Annotated in this window: 19 protein-coding genes; 17 read left to right on the top strand and 2 right to left on the bottom strand. The window is 37.4% G+C overall.

Annotation, left to right across the window (positions count from 1 at the left end):
• Nucleotides 1-291: 291 nt before the first annotated feature.
• The gene (locus AACZ49_RS12055; RefSeq protein ID WP_339655125.1) at nt 292-1,215 is read right to left on the bottom strand and encodes a dihydrodipicolinate synthase family protein; all 924 of its coding nucleotides are present in this window, start codon (nt 1,213-1,215) and stop codon (nt 292-294) included.
• A 596-nt stretch (nt 1,216-1,811) separates the two neighbouring features.
• Between AACZ49_RS12055 and AACZ49_RS12050 the strand changes: the two genes are divergently transcribed.
• From AACZ49_RS12050 to AACZ49_RS12010, 9 genes are all read left to right on the top strand, one after another.
• On the top strand, nt 1,812-3,362 hold the full coding sequence (locus AACZ49_RS12050) for an IS1182 family transposase (RefSeq protein ID WP_339655436.1): 1,551 nt from the start codon (nt 1,812-1,814) through the stop codon (nt 3,360-3,362).
• 725 nt (nt 3,363-4,087) lie between these two features.
• Nucleotides 4,088-4,360, top strand: a complete 273-nt coding sequence (locus AACZ49_RS12045) for a hypothetical protein (protein WP_339655122.1) — start codon at nt 4,088-4,090, stop codon at nt 4,358-4,360.
• A gap of 21 nt (nt 4,361-4,381) precedes the next feature.
• Nucleotides 4,382-4,723, top strand: coding sequence for a single-stranded DNA-binding protein (gene ssb, locus AACZ49_RS12040; protein ID WP_339655120.1), 342 nt, complete (start codon nt 4,382-4,384; stop codon nt 4,721-4,723).
• An 81-nt stretch (nt 4,724-4,804) separates the two neighbouring features.
• Nucleotides 4,805-5,185, top strand: coding sequence for a DUF6876 family protein (locus AACZ49_RS12035; protein ID WP_079512719.1), 381 nt, complete (start codon nt 4,805-4,807; stop codon nt 5,183-5,185).
• Between the two features lie 11 nt (nt 5,186-5,196).
• Nucleotides 5,197-5,394: a hypothetical protein gene (locus AACZ49_RS12030; RefSeq protein WP_339655116.1), complete on the top strand. Its 198-nt coding sequence runs from the start codon at nt 5,197-5,199 to the stop codon at nt 5,392-5,394.
• A gap of 441 nt (nt 5,395-5,835) precedes the next feature.
• Nucleotides 5,836-6,216 (top strand): BfmA/BtgA family mobilization protein, encoded by a 381-nt coding sequence (locus tag AACZ49_RS12025; RefSeq protein WP_339655113.1) that lies wholly within the window; start codon nt 5,836-5,838, stop codon nt 6,214-6,216.
• Nucleotides 6,217-6,227: 11 nt separating this feature from the next.
• A complete protein-coding gene (gene mobB / locus AACZ49_RS12020) occupies nt 6,228-7,259 on the top strand; it encodes a MobB family relaxase (RefSeq protein WP_339655111.1) in 1,032 nt (343 codons plus the stop codon).
• 3 nt (nt 7,260-7,262) lie between these two features.
• On the top strand, nt 7,263-8,846 hold the full coding sequence (locus AACZ49_RS12015; protein ID WP_339655109.1) for a type IV secretory system conjugative DNA transfer family protein: 1,584 nt from the start codon (nt 7,263-7,265) through the stop codon (nt 8,844-8,846).
• A 146-nt stretch (nt 8,847-8,992) separates the two neighbouring features.
• Nucleotides 8,993-9,649, top strand: coding sequence for a recombinase family protein (locus tag AACZ49_RS12010; protein ID WP_339655107.1), 657 nt, complete (start codon nt 8,993-8,995; stop codon nt 9,647-9,649).
• Nucleotides 9,650-9,716: 67 nt separating this feature from the next.
• Here AACZ49_RS12010 and AACZ49_RS12005 read toward each other — a convergent pair whose 3' ends face one another.
• Nucleotides 9,717-10,103 (bottom strand): hypothetical protein, encoded by a 387-nt coding sequence (locus tag AACZ49_RS12005; RefSeq protein ID WP_339655105.1) that lies wholly within the window; start codon nt 10,101-10,103, stop codon nt 9,717-9,719.
• A 155-nt stretch (nt 10,104-10,258) separates the two neighbouring features.
• Here AACZ49_RS12005 and xerA point away from each other — a divergent pair, with 155 nt between their 5' ends.
• From xerA to AACZ49_RS11965, 8 genes are all read left to right on the top strand, one after another.
• The gene (gene xerA / locus AACZ49_RS12000) at nt 10,259-11,350 is read left to right on the top strand and encodes a site-specific tyrosine recombinase/integron integrase (RefSeq protein ID WP_339655433.1); all 1,092 of its coding nucleotides are present in this window, start codon (nt 10,259-10,261) and stop codon (nt 11,348-11,350) included.
• A 76-nt stretch (nt 11,351-11,426) separates the two neighbouring features.
• The gene (locus tag AACZ49_RS11995) at nt 11,427-12,329 is read left to right on the top strand and encodes a hypothetical protein (RefSeq protein ID WP_339655102.1); all 903 of its coding nucleotides are present in this window, start codon (nt 11,427-11,429) and stop codon (nt 12,327-12,329) included.
• 5 nt (nt 12,330-12,334) lie between these two features.
• On the top strand, nt 12,335-12,679 hold the full coding sequence (locus AACZ49_RS11990) for a hypothetical protein (protein WP_339655100.1): 345 nt from the start codon (nt 12,335-12,337) through the stop codon (nt 12,677-12,679).
• A 181-nt stretch (nt 12,680-12,860) separates the two neighbouring features.
• Nucleotides 12,861-14,264, top strand: coding sequence for an alpha/beta hydrolase (locus AACZ49_RS11985; RefSeq protein WP_339655097.1), 1,404 nt, complete (start codon nt 12,861-12,863; stop codon nt 14,262-14,264).
• A 243-nt stretch (nt 14,265-14,507) separates the two neighbouring features.
• The gene (locus tag AACZ49_RS11980) at nt 14,508-14,945 is read left to right on the top strand and encodes a PaaI family thioesterase (RefSeq protein ID WP_028284032.1); all 438 of its coding nucleotides are present in this window, start codon (nt 14,508-14,510) and stop codon (nt 14,943-14,945) included.
• A 773-nt stretch (nt 14,946-15,718) separates the two neighbouring features.
• Nucleotides 15,719-16,927, top strand: coding sequence for a group II intron reverse transcriptase/maturase (gene ltrA / locus AACZ49_RS11975; protein WP_339655084.1), 1,209 nt, complete (start codon nt 15,719-15,721; stop codon nt 16,925-16,927).
• A gap of 140 nt (nt 16,928-17,067) precedes the next feature.
• Entirely contained in the window at nt 17,068-17,601 is a 534-nt protein-coding gene (locus tag AACZ49_RS11970; protein ID WP_339655082.1) for a hypothetical protein, read from the top strand.
• On the top strand, nt 17,598-18,416 hold the full coding sequence (locus tag AACZ49_RS11965; RefSeq protein WP_339655081.1) for a hypothetical protein: 819 nt from the start codon (nt 17,598-17,600) through the stop codon (nt 18,414-18,416). Before AACZ49_RS11970 ends, AACZ49_RS11965 begins: the two co-directional genes overlap by 4 nt.
• The last annotated feature ends 65 nt before the right edge of the window (nt 18,417-18,481 follow it).

Here is an 18,481-nt window from a genome sequence, read left to right as displayed (position 1 = left end):
ATGCAAATAAAACTTAAGAATTTAACATAAACAGGCTACATCATGGATGTAATTACTGCTAATGGTCTTTTTAAGTTCTCTTTACAATGACCTGCAACTCAATATAAAATACTCGGAGTTATATGAAGAGTTGGTTTTCTTAACCGGTTCTATTATTGGATGTGATACAATGAATCCTTATGTCAGGTGTTCATTATGCACATTAAGAGGAATATTCCTTTAACCGAGTATGGACGGTATTTGTGTTATGCTGATTCTTCATTTTGATCAAGTCAAAACGATTAGCTTAGCTTAGTGAAGATGTTTTTCCGAAAATGACGAGTTAAAACAGGTTGTAAGTTCCTTGGACTGCATCATTTGCAGCGCAAGGGTCAACTGTTCGTTACTCATAGTTTTATGTGGGTACCTGCTAGGTCCCATATCCAGACCAAATAAACGCATAAAGCTTTTTCCCGCCCCATTAAATCCGTTAAGTTTATCTAGAGTTTTAACAAAAAACACAGCTTTTTGTTGAAGACGTTTCGCCTCCCTTATTTCCCCGTTCCTAAAATTGGAAATAATTTGATAATATAAAGGCGCCAAGTGATTATAAGTGCTACCTACCCAGCCTGTGGCACCAAGCGGAAGACTGTCTACCAATTGCTCGTCAACACCAAAAAGAATATTTTTTGAGCCTTGGTCAAAATGCAGGCATTTGCCAAAATCAGTAGGGTTGTACTGAGAGTACTTAATGCCAGAGAAGTTTGGAATTTGTTCTACTGCTAACTTCATGAAATCTATCATTGAAAATTCAGCACCGGTAAGAACAGGTATATGGTAATAATAGAAAGGGGTGTTAGGTGCAGATAGCGCAATTTCACTGCAGTAGTGTAATAGACTTTCTATAGTTTTAGGTTTAAAGTAATATGGAGGTAGTACGCAGATAGCATCAACAAGGTCTTTGGAGTGTGCAGCAAGTTCTTTAGCTTCGTTGATATTAGTATGACCTACATGATTGGTTAGAAAAAAGTTGTTTGGTTTAGCCTTTGCCCAAGCTGTTATTAGTTTTTTTCTTTCAACTGTAGAAAGAGAAACAAAATCTCCGGTTGATCCATTAACAAAGGCGCCTTCAATTAAGTTTGATTTTAAAAACAATGCATAGGATGGGATTATATCAAGGTTTAAATCACCATTTTCGAGCATTGGAGCATAGGTGGCAGCAATCAAATTTTTCATATATGTATTATGTATAACATAATCAAATATAAAATTAATTTTTGTTTATTGTGTATTTACATGCTTATTTTAACACTTTGTTCTTGAAAGCGTATTTAACGTATTATCTTATTTGGGAACATAAAGTGGCGGCCTCGCGAAACTAGTTTTGATTATTCTAAACGGATTCTAAAAATTACAAATTCTAGCTCAAAATCTTTTAAACCAGCTTAATCCTAATTGTGATGTTCTGCTCTTATTATATCTGGCTCCCTAAAATAAAACCATCCTGGAAGAAAATAAATACGATTTCGACTCATTATATTGAAAGGTTATATGATGTTTACATTAAGTGCAAAAAACGGTCATAGTGAACCGCTAAAAACAGATTAATTTGAACAACTTAAAAAAAATGTTTCAGACTATGCTATAAAAGGGTTTGCAATAAATATTGTTATGCCCACTTTAATCCGCCGGGGGTGGTATACGATGTCCGTTCTTTCCAGCTTATACAAACTATAGGTTGAATCTATAGGAATCTCATAAAACGACCGTGGCTGTTGCAGAACTCCGATAAATATCAATTTTTGCTTTTACCAATGTGCGAAAATCCGTAAATTAAAGGTATACAAGGCAGAAAGAATTATACCGAAAAACTTTTCCTCAGTTTCCAGATGTCGGACCGGATCCCAAAGGAAAATCTTTACAGAAGGCTCCGCGAAACCCTTGACCTGAGTTTTCTCTATAAGGACACGAAGGAACTCTATGGCAGGACCGGCAACCCCTCGATCGACCCCGTGGTCTTTTTCAAGCTGTTGATTACGGGTTACCTCGAGAACATTACCTCCGACCGAAAACTGGTGGAGCACTGCGGTATGCGAATGGACGTGCTCTACTTTCTGGGCTATGACCTGGACGAGGAGCTGCCATGGCATTCGACGATAAGTAGGACGAGGCAACTTTACCCGGAATCCCTTTTTGTGACCTTGTTCAACAAGGTATTTGCCCTATGTATCGATAGCGGGATGGTGTCCGGCCACACCCAGGCGGTGGATTCGGCCCCGATAAAGGCGAACGCATCCATGGAAAGCGTAGTGCCGAAAATGCCGGCTACCCCGATGGAGAGCCACTTGAAAAAAGTGTCGGAAGAAAACGGGGAAACCACAAAAAAACGTGCAGGAACCGTATCCCCCGCACGTGTCTCCGCTCCCGTGCATGAGCTGAAGCGCGTGGAGAAACACCACCAAAATCTGAGGGACAGTCCGGTACGCCTTGCCGGTGCATCCCACAAAAAAGCACGGTTACTTAGCAATAAAACGCATTATAACCCCCATGATCCGGATGCGCGTATATCGGTAAAGCCGGGCAAGGCCAGAAAATTGAACTACCATTGCAGCATGGCAGTGGATACCGCGGAAGGGGTCATCTCGCATATCCAAGCGGACTTTGCAGACGGCAGGGACAGTCAGTACCTGACCGATATAGGCCTGCGGGTCCAGAACCGCTTAAGGAAAAACGAGCTCATAATGACGAATCTCCTGGCGGACGCAGGTTATTCCAATTGCGCCAACTACCATTTTCTCGAACAACGGAAGGTTACCGGATGGATACCCGTTTTCGGAAAGTACAAACCTAAAATAGAAGGCTTTCCCTATAATAAGGAAAAGGACGAATATAGATGCCCGATGAACAGGCCCCTGCCCTTCAAGGCATTCTATACCAACAGGGACGGGAGCGTACTGAAAAACTACTGGGCGGCACCGAAGGATTGCAAGGCCTGCCCCATGAAACCCCAATGTGTGCCGAATACAAAATGCAAAAAGATAATCAGAACGATTTATGACGAACAATACTTGAGGGCCTACGCCAGACAGTACAGTGAAAAGGGCGAACGGATGAAAAAGCTGAGGCAAAGTACGGTGGAGCCCGTATTCGGTAGTTTGACCCAGTTCTACGGTCTGAGAAAAATAGGCGTACTGGGCAAGGCCGGTGCACATAAGGTCATGCTCATGGCGGCAATCGCCTTCAACTTGAAGAAGTACCTTAAGAAAGGGGGAGGGAAGCCCTCCCTTGGTATTTTCAAGACCATTATGGATGACTTCCAAGGCTGCCTGACCATTTTTTGCCAAGAAATGCGATTAAGACAGGTTCTCCTGAAGGCTTTGTAAAAAAACAGCCTACTCGAGTCTATCTCTTGTGTTATACCAATTCTGCAACAGCCACGACCGATTTATGAAACCAATTTTCCAAAATACGATATCTTTTTAGAGTGTCACATTCTTGGTCTCTTATCGTAGTATCGTTAATTCACCTTTTTTAGGATACTAAAACTACAAGAATTTTTAAAAATCCAATTTGATTTTACGTCAGGATAATTAGAACTCATTCAGCCCATTCCCTTTCATTCCGGGGAAAAGCTTCATTTCAGTGAATACGCTTCATTAAAAGGTCTTGAACACAACTTCAAAGATTCCGATTTCCCTTGCGCTAACCCTGCTAGAAAAAGGCAGGAACGCTTCGATTCCAATCGAAATCTTTAAAATTAAGTCCGCCTTAAATCCAATGAAAGTAGTTTAATATGTTTTCATAAACCGTTCAGCACATTCCCCTTCAATTTGCAAAAAGCTCCATTCCGAGAAAAGAGCTTCCCTAGCAATGTCTTGGACACAATCCCCAATTTTAGCTTTCCATTCCGTTAACCCTTTCCCCTGCGCTGGAAAGGAACACTTCATTCCAGAGCTAAAATAGTGAATTAAGTCCGCCAAATCGGAATTCCATTATTCAATTGGTGTCGCTTCCTATGGTTTTGTACTTCACAAAGGCCTTTAGATTCATCTTTCGTACCATCACTGTTATTCCCTTTTTATGCCAGCAAAATACCAACATTGGGAAGTTGAACGCACTGCATAAACCAGGCTCGTACCTCGCTCTTTTTTATAAGTCCTTATCAATTCCAAATATTGAAAATGTATCAGCAACAAAAAAAGGTAACAGCGAGGGCGCTATGGGAAGTAAATCTAAAATAAAACTTATGAAATCTTACAAAAACATACAAAAGGAAGCGGCACCAAAAAAAACAAAAAAGGAAAACGCTCAAGATATAATAAGTAAATCACTTCAAAAAAACAGAAACAAAAACTATCTGAATGGTTCAGATAGATTTTAATTAATTCTTAAATATTTTATTATGGGTACTTTAAAAAATCACGTACAGTTAATCGGAAATGTTGGACAAGAACCAACCATAACAAACCTTGAAAGCGGTAAAAAAGTAGCACGTTTTTCATTGGCAACAAATGAGTATTACAAGGATGCCAAAGGGGAAAAACAAACGGACACCAATTGGCACACCGTCGTAGCTTGGGGCAAGACCGCGGAAATCATCGAAAAATTTGTAGGCAAAGGAAAGGAGATCGGGGTAACCGGGAAACTTAAGACACGGACCTATACCACCGATGAAGGAAATGAACGCTATGTTACGGAAATCGAAGCGAACGAAATCCTTTTACTTGGAAGCAAGAACGACTAGTACTATTTAAAAAGCAAAGGGCGTTCCCGAAATTAAACGCCCTTTTTCAATTCTCATTATTAACCTTTTAAGTAGAAAACAATGAAAGCACAAGTTAACGAAATCAAAGAAGGATTGCAACATTTTCACGGAACGGAAATGTTCTATCAAATACCATTATTAAAAACCCGTTTTACGGACGGATTAAAATATTTATCCGAAGTCGCTGAATGTTTTTGGCTTATAACAGACACTTCAGTAATCGCAAAAAATCTGATGAACCGAAGCGAGTTTATAACGATAGACTTCAAAAGGCTACATAAAGAAAAACAGGATTTTGAAGGATACGAAGCGGAGATAATTTACAGCGACGGCAATGATACTATTTTGCAAAAGCAAAGGTATAGGGTAACCGATTTTCCACTCGATGAACTGCGGTTGTTTTTTGTAAATGATACGTTGATGTTACCTAGCGAATATTAAAATCCTGAGCTATGGTTTATCTCAATTTTACGGACCTGAGCGAAGAGGCGCAAAACCGACTTTTAGAAAATTCTAAAAAAGACGTAGAACGAAAATTTGGTGATAGTATTCGAAAATATATAAAAGAAAATCACCCCTGTTTTGAAACGATGATCGAGGAAGAAGCGATACGAAATTTGTATTCTTATACGTTTATTTTTAATCCTTAAATCTTAAAATAATTAAATTGACACCTCTGAAAATTCAGGGGTGTTTTGCTTTTAATCAATATCATATCAAGAAAAAAATTGTATCTTTAGTTTGCTGATATACAGCATGCAGTTTTAAGTAGGGTTATCCATTTTTCGACTTTCGCCGATAACCGTACACATCGAAATAATAACATATCGGAAATTCATTTCCTTAAAATGGCAATTGGCTTTTTAGCCAGATTGTATGAAATTTTTGTTCGCCTGTAGCGAACGAAAAGGAATAGCAAGAGGGTAACGGGCAGAGCCGCGTTACATATTCCTTTTAGTGTATAACACATTGAATTTCAATAACTTGAAAATTAATGGATTATATGTATTTCTTCGATTTGCGTCAAATGCCATTGAACAGCCTGTAAACAGGGATGGATTTACGTCAAATGCACAAAAAAGCGAAAGAAAATGGACTCATTCATCACCATCAGGTTTAAGCGGGCAACTGCTAAACGTTTTCAGGAATTTTCCAAAACCCACTTCAAATCGCATACCGAAGCGATGGCCACGATGCTGGATTTTTTCTTTTACAATGAAATCTCGCCCAAGGAAAAATTGGGTCCGACCGGTCGAACAATCGAAGCTTCTATCAAGAAACGTATCAATGCGGTAATCGCCATAATGCGAGATATGGAAAAGACCCAGACCAAGCCCACAGTGGCAATGATAGAATCACTTTTTCAGACCGAAGCACCAACAAAGAGACCTTTGATTTTAGAGAAGAAATTTGTGGAAGAAAAGAGGGAAGTACGCTTTAGTGAAAAGCAAGACCAAAACAACGAACTCTAAATTTATGAGCTATGTATATTACAATTACACCCCAAAAAATGGGAGGCAATTATTCTAAAAGTTCGGCGAATTTTGTTGGTTATCTGGAGAAGGAAAACCAAGGTCAAGAACAGCAGGATATGGAGCATTTTTTCAATCAATATGGCAACGAGATTTCAGCAGAGGAAGTGGTTAAAGAAATTGATGGCAATACCGCAAAACTTGAAAAGCACGAACCACGGTTTTATTCTATTACCGTAAGCCCTTCAAAATACGAACTGAAACGATTACAGAACCATAGTCAAGATTTGCAAAAATACACCCGTGAGATTATGAAGGATTACGTGGCTTCATTTAATCGTGAAATCAATGGACGACCAATAACCATAGACGACATAAAATACTATGCTAAAATTGAACACCAAAGAACCTTTAAAGGAACGGACAAACAAGTGCAGGAAAACCAACCGTATGCAACAAAGATACTTCATCTTAAAACGGATATCCGAAATGTAAAGGAGGGAAGAACAGAAGGAAATGTGAAAAAATTGGAAAAGGAAATTGGCAAACTAGAAAGAGAAGCACTCAACCAGCAGAACGGAAAACGCATCGTACAGGGAATGCAAAAGGAGGGCAATCAAAGCCATATCCACATTATAGTGAGCCGGAAAGATGCTTCCAACAAGTTCAGCTTGTCACCAGGAAGTAAATACAAGGCTTCTGAGGTTGAACTAAACGGTAAAACGGTAAAACGTGGTTTTGACCGTGATAAATTTTTTCAGAGTACCGAAAAAACTTTTGATAAAACTTTCGGCTACCAAAGAAACTTTGCGGAGACCTACAAGGCAAGAAAGGATTTCATAAAGAATCCAAAAATCTATTTCGCATCATTGATGAAACTGCCCACCAATGAAAAGGCATTGGCCTTCAAAATAATGGGCAAAGCGGGCATCCCGATGATGCCGAGTATTCCAGTCACGCAAGCACAGCTGGCAATGAAAATATTTAATAGGCTTCGACGTGGTGCAGAAGTCGCCATAAAATCAAGTTCCATCGGAATCTAAATTATGCAGTTGGACAATCTATTAACGGTTCTTTTCATTATTGGTCTGACCAGTACGGTTTTCTATGGAATGTTTCGGATAAGCAGATATGCCTTCCTAATCAATTTTCTGATGCTTGGTTTCCTTATGCTTTATCTAAACGAACAAACACAACTAATTTTAATAGCACTCTATTTGGTCTGTCCTCTCACATTAATTAATATAGGACTATATGTTTTTTTGCACAAGACCGAAAGCCTAAAAAATGGCGACAGCAAATATCAGGTGAACTTCGCCACAACCAAAGGAAACTTCAAATTGGATAATATTAAACGTGGTGCATCGGTCATAGGTTCTGCCGGAAGTGGCAAGACTGAAAGCGTGGTTTATGGATTCCTGAAACACTTTAGGAAAGAAAGCTTTTGTGGGATTATTCATGATTATAAGGATTTTGAACTAACAGAAATGGCATATCCCCTTTTCAAGGATGGGGATATCCCGTTTAAGGTCATTTCCTTTGATAAAATCATTCATAGGGTAAATCCTATAGCACCTCGCTATTTAGAGAACGAGGAAAGCGTAAACGAGGTTTCAAGGGTGCTGATCGAAAACCTTTTGGAGCAACGGGAATCTGGAACTACCGGTACGTCTAAATTTTTCAATGATGCTGCCGAAGGTTTGATCGGCGGATTAATTTGGAAGTTAAAAACCGACTATTCCCAATTCTGCACCTTGCCACATTTAATAGCTGTTTATCAATATTTGGACACAGACAGCCTTATCCAGTTCTTGGAAACCAACACCACATCAAGAGCAATGGCGGATGCTTTTATTAGTGGCAAGGATTCTGAACGGCAGACGGCAGGGGTAAAGAGTACTTTGGCAAATGCCCTAAAACGTATAAGTACACAACATATTTTTATGGCGTTGTCGGCAGACGAAGTACCGTTAAATATTAATAGCGAAGATAATCCTTGCGTAATTTCAATAGTGAACAATCCTAAATTTGAAACATCGTATTCACCTGTCATCGCTACGATTATCCACACCATTACCAAACAAATGAGCGTACGCGGTCAGAGACCGTCTTTTTTATTAATGGAAGAAGCACCTACGATACGTTTATTAAATATGCACCGCATTCCTGCAACACTTCGAAGCTATAATATCTCTACAATTTATGTGATGCAAGATAAAATACAAAATGATATGATGTATGGCGATAAAGCGAGTAAGGCAATTTTAAGCAATCTATCCTATCAGTTTTTTGGAAAGGTCAATGACCCGGACACCGCCAAATATTATGAACGCTTTTTTGAGATTATTAAAGACCCGACCAAAAGTGTAAGCCGAGGGCATAATTTGGATTTTGATACGCGTATTACTACAGGGGAGAAGGAAATTCCAAAAATAAGGGCGGATGTATTCTTCCGATTGAAACAGGGGGAGTTCATTACCTATGCCGATGGGAGGGACAAAATGGTCCAGTTTAAACTCCAACACATTGAACGGGGTCTTCCGCAGGATGTAAAGGCGTTTTCCAATAAAGATTTACACGATAATTTTGAATGGGTTTATAAAGAGGCGAGGGGTATTTTTAAGAATTGACTGTTTTTAGGCCTTTGACAAAAACGGAGTATAATTATATGACCGTTTTATTGAACTTTTTAATAAAATTGAATTTCAAATAAATAGCGGTACATTTTATCGGTATAATTTATTAGTTTAATTTTAGAGCTATAATTATACTCATTATGTTATTTGGATATGTTAGAGTAAGCACCAAGACCCAAAACCCCAGTTTACAGATCGATGCATTATTGAAAGAAGGTGTAACTGAAAAAAACATCTATCGAGATGTTTCTTCAGGCGCAAAAGCAGAGCGCCATGATCTGGATCTGATGATCTCTAAACTTCGAGAAGGAGATACGGTAATCGTTTGGAAACTGGATCGTATCGCCAGGAGCATTTCACATCTATTAAAACTGGTCGATCAGTTCGAAAAACTTGGCGTAAAATTCAAGAGTATCAATGACCCTTTTATTGATACAACTTCTGCACACGGTAAATTTATAATTACACTGTTCGGGGCCGTAGCCCAACTGGAGCGTGATATAATTATTGAGAGGACCACTGCCGGTCTTAAGAGTGCAAGAAGAAGGGGTATACAACTGGGTCGTAAAAAGGGGCTTGGTAAAGAAGCTAAACAAAAGGCGATGCTGGCTGCAACATATTACCAAGAGAATAAATTGCCTATTGTCGACATCATGAAGTTGGTAGGTATTAAATCAAAACCTACCCTATATAAATATTTGGCTATTCAGGGCAGAAGAAATTGTAAGGAATGTGGAGTTGTATTCTGGGATCAAGTGCAAGATTTAGAAGATGCATATTGCAAACGACATTTGTAGATTCAGTGTTGATTCCGAAAACACATAAAGAAAATTAGCAAAAAAGCAAACTTTTTTACGATTAGCCCTATATCCCTACCGCCATATAGTCCTGCCAAGTAACCAAGACATACTTTTCTTTTCCGTTATCCTTCTTGCTCAAAAATCCGTATTCGTAAACAAATAGATATACCTCTCCTTTTTGATTTTTCCAATAGTGGGTAATAAATTTAGGATTAAATCCTAATTCCAATAACACATTAGACCGTATCGTTACCTTTCCTCCCTTGTTGTATTCCTTTAGAATCTTCCTATTGAGTTTTAGTTGATTGTCCACTTTGTTATAAAACCGTTCCGGGTTCTGTTTTTCCTTTTGGTACTGGTTGGCGCTCTTGCAGTGTAAGTTGCAATATTTTTTATCCGTTCTACCTGTAAGTTGCTTTTTACAATATATACATTCATGCTGTAATCTCATCCCTATTAAATTTAAGTGAATGTTTATGCGAACATTATTCGCTTAAGGTACGATTAAATCAATTCTATCCTATAAATTGCCCTTTTATCCATTAATTCAATAGTATGGCTTCCTCTTATACACCGCATATAAAATCCATAACCTTATATCATCTTATGATCAAGGGTCAACAGATGATAGGCATCAAATTTTCTCCGGATAGGTTGATACAAAATTTAATCAAAGGGCTACCTGACCCCAGATGGAGTAAACGGTACAATATGGCCTATATTGAGAATACTAAAGCTAACCTTGGTATTATCTTTAACACATTTAAAGGTGAAGTTTGGATAAACTATAACCGATTCTTGACCAACAAACCATTAAAGACGACCAATGAGTCAATAGATGTGGAATGGTACCGCAAGAGAAAACCCATACCCCAATTTAGATGTTGTCCCGAAGAGTACCTTCTAAAACTTGAACTAAAAAAATATGCCAATAACACCGTGCGCACCTATGTTTCGTTCTTTGAAATGTTTATAAATCATTATAAACATAAGGAACTGAACGCCATTAACGAAAGTGATATTAGAGCGTTTCTTCAAAAGCTTATTCATCGTAACGTATCCAATTCTTATCTAAACCAGGCAATTAATTCCATTAAATTCTATTATGAGGTAGTATTGGGCATGCCGAACCGATTTTATGAAATAGAACGTCCAAGAAAGGAGTCCAAGCTACCCAAGGTAATATCAAAGGAGGAGATCATTTCAATTATCGAGAACACCAATAATATCAAGCATAGGTGCATTGTAAAGCTTTTGTACAGTTCAGGTCTAAGACCGAGTGAGCTTTTGAACCTGAAAATTTCGGATGTTGACAGTAAGCGAATGCTTGTAAGGGTAAAGGACGGCAAGGGCAATAAGGACAGGTACACCTTATTGTCAAAATCCGCTTTGGATGATCTTCGTCTTTATTACAGAGAGTGGAAGCCGCAAGATTACTTATTCGAGGGAAGAAAGGCATCAAAATATACCGCAGAAAGTGTATTGAACATCGTTAAAAAATCAGCAGCAAAAGCAGGTATAAGAGATACCGTTACCCCACATGTATTACGGCACAGTTTTGCAACACATCTTTTGGAATCAGGTACAGATCTTAGACAGATTCAAGTGCTTTTAGGTCATGGCTCCAGCAAGACGACCGAAATATACACCCATGTGGCGACCAATACTTTTAAGAAAATTAAAAATCCATTAGATTAGTATTTCTAAAATAGAAATATAGTAACTTGTTACTATATACAATTGTTGTAAGCAAGTTTGACCAACAAAAATCAATATGAAAGTAAAACCAATCATCTATTCAATTTTAATTTTGACAGCATTAAGTTGCTCTGATGGAGAAACCAAAAAGCAGTTATCGGAATTAAGGACTGAACTTGAAAAAACCAAAACGGAATTGACTAACTGTTCGGCTGAACTGAACGAGTTAAAAAATACAGCAGAAAATAGATTTATTCGTGCAAAAAAACTTCTTTCCGAAAATAATCTGAATGGTGCAAAAATAGAATTTCAAGGAATCGTTGATAATTTCAAAGGAACTAATAACGCTTCGATAGCTTCAAAGGAAATTGCCAAAATTGATAAAACAATAGAACAAGCAAAAATAGAAGCTGAAAGGAAAAAAGCACTTGGATATAAAGTACTAAAACCAACATCACGAGTAAAATATGGCGATTTATCATTAAGATTTGACAAAATATGGAAAGGGAAACGTTGGACTTTTGATGATTATGGTTATAAATATTTCTTAAGAGATGCTGAAAGAGGAAACAGTCATATAATGTCTAGAGTTTCTATAACTTCCGAAAATAACAATCCTGAACTTCCAGCAATTTTAGTTTACAAAATGAACGATGGTGAACTAGAATTATTAGGAACTTTAAACTATAAGTTTAGACGCTGGAAAGATTATGGCTCGTACCTTGGAAATACGGCAGATTACGGAAATGATTTTGCACATTCTAAAACCATACCTTTTAACTGTGGTTTAGAACTATCAAATGATGACTTGAAAAGTGGAACAATTTATGTCGTCCTAAAAAAACAAGGATGTTTTAAACGAACCAGAGTTGAATATGGAAATCCAGAAATCGCTTATCGACAAAGTTTATGCAATCCAAAGCGAACTTTACAAGTTGAGGATTTTGACAATGACTATGTTCTACTTAAAAAATTATAGCATAAATGAGAAAATATTTAATAATAACAATTGTCGCTTTTCTTTTTGTGAGTTGTTCTCAAAGTAAAAGAGAACTTTATGATATAACTGACACATTTGTTGAATCTTTAGATACTGAATTTGAAAGTTACGGTATGCAAGGAGAAAAATATTCAAAGAAAACAACTAACGGTAAATATAGAGTTATGCCAATTGGCAGACTTGTTAATGTCAAAATAATGGAAGTTGTAGAAGATGGAACTTACGAAGACCTTCGAGATGACTTAACAGACCATTATGAAGATGATAATCGAGTAAATAAAGTCTATATTAACCAAGGTGGAACGATAATGATTGATTGTAGAAATTAAAAAAAACCTGCTTACAACAATGGCTATAAGTAATTGCTTGTTCTCGCCTACTTCTGAAAATCCTCGCGGATTTTCAGTTTGGTGTGTACTTGCAAAGTTAAGTGCTAAACCACGCAACTACTCATAGCCGATACCGTTAGCGTTTATTGGAAAACAGGAATACAATTATTAAATCAATTAGATGAATACGCGCTTATGCACAATTTTTTTTCTGCTTGTTGCCTTGTTCGCTTGCACCAATACTTCCTCAGATGAAGTCTTGAATGGGGTTTTAGAGGTTCCTGAAAACCGGAATAATCCAAGTTCGCGAACCCTCAAATTAGTTTACAAAGTATTAAAAGCCAAAAAAAACGATTCAACAAAAACGCCTGTTGTCTTTTTACAGGGAGGACCTGGTGTGGCTACCTTGATTACGGAAGAGTTTTGGGCAAATCACCCGCTAAGAAATGATAGGGATATTGTACTAATGGACCAACGTGGGACAGGCGAATCCCAAGCGAACTGCAGCCATATGGGAGAAGAACTGTTCAAGGTTATGGGACAAGATTATAATATTGAGGAAGATTATGAAGCCACTAAGATTATATTGGCGAAATGCAAAAAAAGCATCCAAAAAAAAGGGGTTGACCTTGAAGGATATAACAGCAGGGAGAATGCAACTGATTTTGAGGATCTACGTAAAGCACTAGGTATTAAGAAATGGAATCTTTACGGAGTCTCCTATGGTTCTAGGTTAGGTTTGACCATTATGCGAGATTTTCCAGAAAATGTCCGAAGTGCGATACTATTAGGGGTTCATCCCCCAGAATCCAATCTGTTCGGCGATAGGGTAAGAAGCATTGACAAATCACTTTTAGCAATTCTGAAGAGTTGCAAGGAAAATAAAGGCTGCAATAGTCGATACCCTAATCTAAAGGAACGTTTACATAAAGTGTTGGCGAAAATGCAAACAGAACCTCTACAAGTTAAATATAAAGGAAAACCATTTGTACTCAATTATCATGATACCTTTGTACTACTCTCCGTATCACTATATGATCGCCATTCAATAGGTAACATTCCTTTTTTTATTGAGGCATTGGAAAATGGAGATACAAAACCTATCATTGAATTTTTAAAGGCTTTTGAGACCTTTTATAATTACTTTAATTTGCCAATGAACTTCTCAGTTGTTGCGTACGAAGAACTTCCTTTCTATGATGATGAAGATTTGGATATGGCAATTAAACAATCGGAGTTTGGATTCAACTATGAGTCCTATGATTCGACCATCAAGCTAACGACTGATTGGCATTCTTACCGTGCTGAAAATATCGAAAACCAACCTGTCGCTTCTAATATCCCCACAATTTTGATGTCGGGAAACTTTGATCCAGTCACTCCGCCGAACAATGCGAATGAAGCCTTAAAGTATTTGAAAAACGGTTATGCAGTCACTTTTCAAGACGAAAGTCACAATTTGTTGAATCCATGTGTATTAAAAATAACCGAAGACTTCATAAATGACCCTATGAAAAAACCGAATTTAGATTGTAATCTCAAAAGGAAGTTCATTGAATGGAATTTATCAAAATCAAACAAATAGAAAACAACAAACGCTAACAATACCTATAGCAAATAGGGCATAAAGTATTAAATTTAATGGTTTGGGCTTATTTACTAAGTCCGCCAAATCTTTAGGATTTGGCAATTAAAAAGAAAATATAATTACAAAACAAAAAGCTTTGGCTCGCAGACCAGACGGAAACGAAAAGTTTCCTTGCCTGCCCTACTTGCCATAGCCGCACCGTTACCTGTAAGCCAAGAACAATAATTAGAATCAAAATAAATGATAGAAAAAAACATAGGATTTATTAAACAAATAATTGAAGAAGGTATTCCAGTTCATAAATTTTTAGGACTAAAATTATTGGAACTTGAAAAAGGGTTTGTAAAAGTTAAAGTTCCCTTTAGAGATGAAATTGTTGGAGATATGAGAACAAACAGGTGGCACGGAGGAATTATTGCTACAATAATGGACTCTGTTGGTGGTATTGCAGGAAGCACTCACTTTACGTCATTGGAAGATAAATTAGTAACTATTGATTTAAGAATAGATTATTTAAAAGGTGCTGAAGCATCTGAAATAATTGTGGAAGGTAAAATAGTTAGGTTAGGTAATAGAATACTTGTAACGAAAATGAAAGCCTTTCAGAATGATGAATTAATTGCAGAAGGAAAAGGCGTATATAATTTCATACGAATTAACAAATCAACGGAAAAATAGGAACTGAAACAAAATAGCCTACAGGTAACAAAGTGTAAAAATAATAAGGGTTTTAGTGCTTATCCCAAAGTGAAGTGCATTTTACAAAGTCCGCAAAATTTACAATTTTGCATGTCTATTAATTAAAGAAAAATTGCAAATTTGGCTAAGTGATAAATTGAAAGTTCAGTCCTTCGAAATCCCTTACTATTCTTAGTGTGCCGAGCAAGCAACGAGCGGCAAAATACTTGTTGTGAACTGTAATTAAGATGGTGGAACCGACCCACCAATGTCGTTTTATAGGAGAAGGCGTTAAACCACCTAAAGGTGCTGTTGTAAAGAGCGATGGTGCTGAGCGTTTAGGAAACGGCTAATCAAGAATTAGTCAGGTATTGATAAAAGAGATGAACGAAAGTGAACCCCTTTTGAGGTGTCGAGAAGTAGGTACACCCTGTCAAAAGCTACGAAGTATGATACGGAGTTAAAGAGTATAGCGAAGACCTATTTATTGGCTATACGGCAGGCGTCATTCAGGGGGCATGAATTTTATCCAGGCTTAGTTACGGAACTCGGGAACCTGACTATAAATGCTAAGGGAAATACACAATAGGCTCAACCTAGAGGTAGAATACCGAAGTTATTTTCAGGGACGGACCAACCCGTAGTAGCGTTGAAGTTTCTGTAATGGAAATGGAGCAAAGGGGTTAGGTTATACAGTTGCATTACATTTAACAACTCACTATTTGAGGATGACTTTATGCGATGAAACAAAATCAATACCTATAAGCAAAGCCATGATATGGCAAGCTTACAAGAGAGTGCGAGCCAACAAAGGAAGCGCAGGTATAGACTTGGTCAGTATCGAGCAATTCGAGACCAACCTGTCTGGAAACCTGTATAAGCTTTGGAACCGTATGGCATCGGGAAGTTATTTCCCCCCTCCGGTCAAAGAAGTGGAGATTCCCAAAAAGGACGGAAAAGTCCGAAAACTGGGAATACCTACCGTAAGTGACCGAATTGGGCAAATGGTGGTCAAGATGTTTCTAGAACCCCGTTTAGAAAAGAATTTCAGTCAAAATTCATTTGGTTACAGACCTAAAAAGAGTGCGCATCAAGCACTTGAACAGGTCAGGAAAAACTGCTGGAAAACAGACTGGGTAATTGACCTGGACATTAAAGGGTTCTTTGATAACATTGACCACCACAAACTGATGCTTGCCGTAGAGAGACATGTACCCGAAAACTGGGTCAAACTCTATATAGCACGTTGGCTGGCATGCCCAGTAATGACCAAATCTGGAAAACTACTCGTAAAACAAGGAAAAGGAACTCCGCAGGGTGGTGTTATAAGCCCCTTATTGTCGAATCTCTTTCTACATTACGGTTTTGACAGATGGTTAGAACAGACTGACAGAACAGTAAGTTACACACGTTATGCCGACGATGTTATCGTAAACTGTAAAAGTCAAAAACATGCTGAACGAACACTAAAGGCTATCCAAAACAGAATGCACCGAATAGGTTTGGAGTTACATCCAGAAAAGACCAAAATTGTGTACTGTAAGGACTATCGTAGAAAAGGAAAATACCACAACGTTAAATTTGATTTTCTAGGCTATTCTTTTCAACCTAGAACTTCCAAATCTAAAAAGCGAAGTGGGCTATTTCTAGGCTTCGATTGTAGCATTAGTATAAGTTCGAGAAAACGTATTGCAGCTAAGTTAGCAGAACTTAAAGTGCATAGAATGACCTCTAATAGTATCGTAGGTATTGCCAAAATCCTCAATCCCATGATTAGGGGATGGATCAATTACTACGCGAAATTCAGGAAGTCTATGCTACACGGAGTCTTCAAACTATTAAACAATCGTTTAGTGAAATGGGCAAGAAAAAGGTATAAACGTTATAAGACCAGTATAAAACGTGCATACAAATGGTTCTTTAGAATTCAGGAACAGTTTCCTAATCTATTTTACCATTGGAAAATGGGATATACAAAGTGAAAACGTAAATTTAGATTTGTATAACAAGAGCCGTATGATGGGAGACTATCACGTACGGTTCTGTGAGAGGCTTGGGGTGAAATTCCCCTTGTCTACTCGACGCCCAACCGTTGTGTGCAATTTCAAGAAAAATTTTATTTATGAACAACCTCTTTGAAATTAAGAAAGTTTTAAGTGTACTACTGTGTTTCATTCTATTCGCGTGTTCAGAATCGAAATCAGAAACAAAAACTGAAAAAAAGTATTTCAGCGACTTAGGAGAAATACCTTTTGATGAAAAACTTGATGATATTAATTTTAAAGTTTGCCATGAAGATATTACGTTTCCATTCAACTACGGTGGAGTAGGCTTAATATACGAAGGCGAAAAAAAGGAGCTTGTAAAAACTTTCTCAGACAATTACAAATCTTCTGAACTAAAGAATCAAAATGGTTTTATTACAATCCGCTTCATTATAAACTGCGAAGGAAAAACCGGTAGATTTAGAGTTGTGGAAATGGACTTCAATCTTAAGCCTATAAAATTCGATGAAACTATTTCTAGTCAAATATTAAATATTACTAAAAACCTTAATGGATGGAAACCATACGAACATAAAGGAAAAACTTACGACTATCAGCAATACCTAACTTTTAAATTAGTGGACGGCAAATTAAAAGATATTCTACCATGAAAAAATTTATTTACATCATAACTTTTCTGTCTTTTCAAACCAATCTAATTGGACAACAAAATTGTGAAATTTTGAAAGATGACCCTAAATGTTACCAAGCTTGTTTGACTATGAATCAAGAAAGTTTGCATCATCAAGGTTCATATGCATCTCAGAAACATTTGAGCGATGCGATAGAAATGTGTCCAACTTTATCAAATGCATATTTTGAAAAATCAGTTGCCTTTCTAAAGCGAGGTATGTTCATTGAATGGAAAGAACTGATGGACAAAGCTGTTAAGATAAACCCAGAACAACATCTTTCATACAGAGCTTGGTGCCAGTTTTCATTTTTACATAACTATGAAGAAACCATCAAAGATTTAAACAAGTTAGCGGAAATAAAAGGTACACCATTTATTGGCGTTGGTCAAAGTGGAGACTACGATTTACGTATAGTTCTTGCGCTAAGCTACAAACTAACCAACAGAAAGGAAAAAGCCATAGAAATAATTGAAAAGGCAATGATGGACAAAGATTACTATGTCGGGCTTTATGATTATTTACACCTAGGCGTTATATATCTCGAAAACAATGAACTGGACAAAGCATTAGAATCATTTAAAAAGCAAATAGAAGAAAATGAACTAGCAGAAGTATACTTCTATTTAGGTAAAACATATTTACGACAAGACAACCAATCCGAGGCTTCAAAAAATATTGAAAAAGCACTCGAAATGTATAAGAGTGGTCGAAAAATGCACAGTAATTATTATCAATTTACAGACCAAATATATGAACGTGACATACTAGATTTACAAAACATGGCGGGATAAAACTGCACACAACAAAACCTCCTATGAAAAGCCTTAGTCCAGTTCTTTAAAGTTAATTAATATTT

Origin of the sequence: uncultured Maribacter sp. (assembly GCF_963975365.1) — a bacterium.
In the GTDB taxonomy this organism is placed as follows: domain Bacteria; phylum Bacteroidota; class Bacteroidia; order Flavobacteriales; family Flavobacteriaceae; genus Maribacter.
This window is presented reverse-complemented; position numbering and strand designations above follow the sequence as displayed.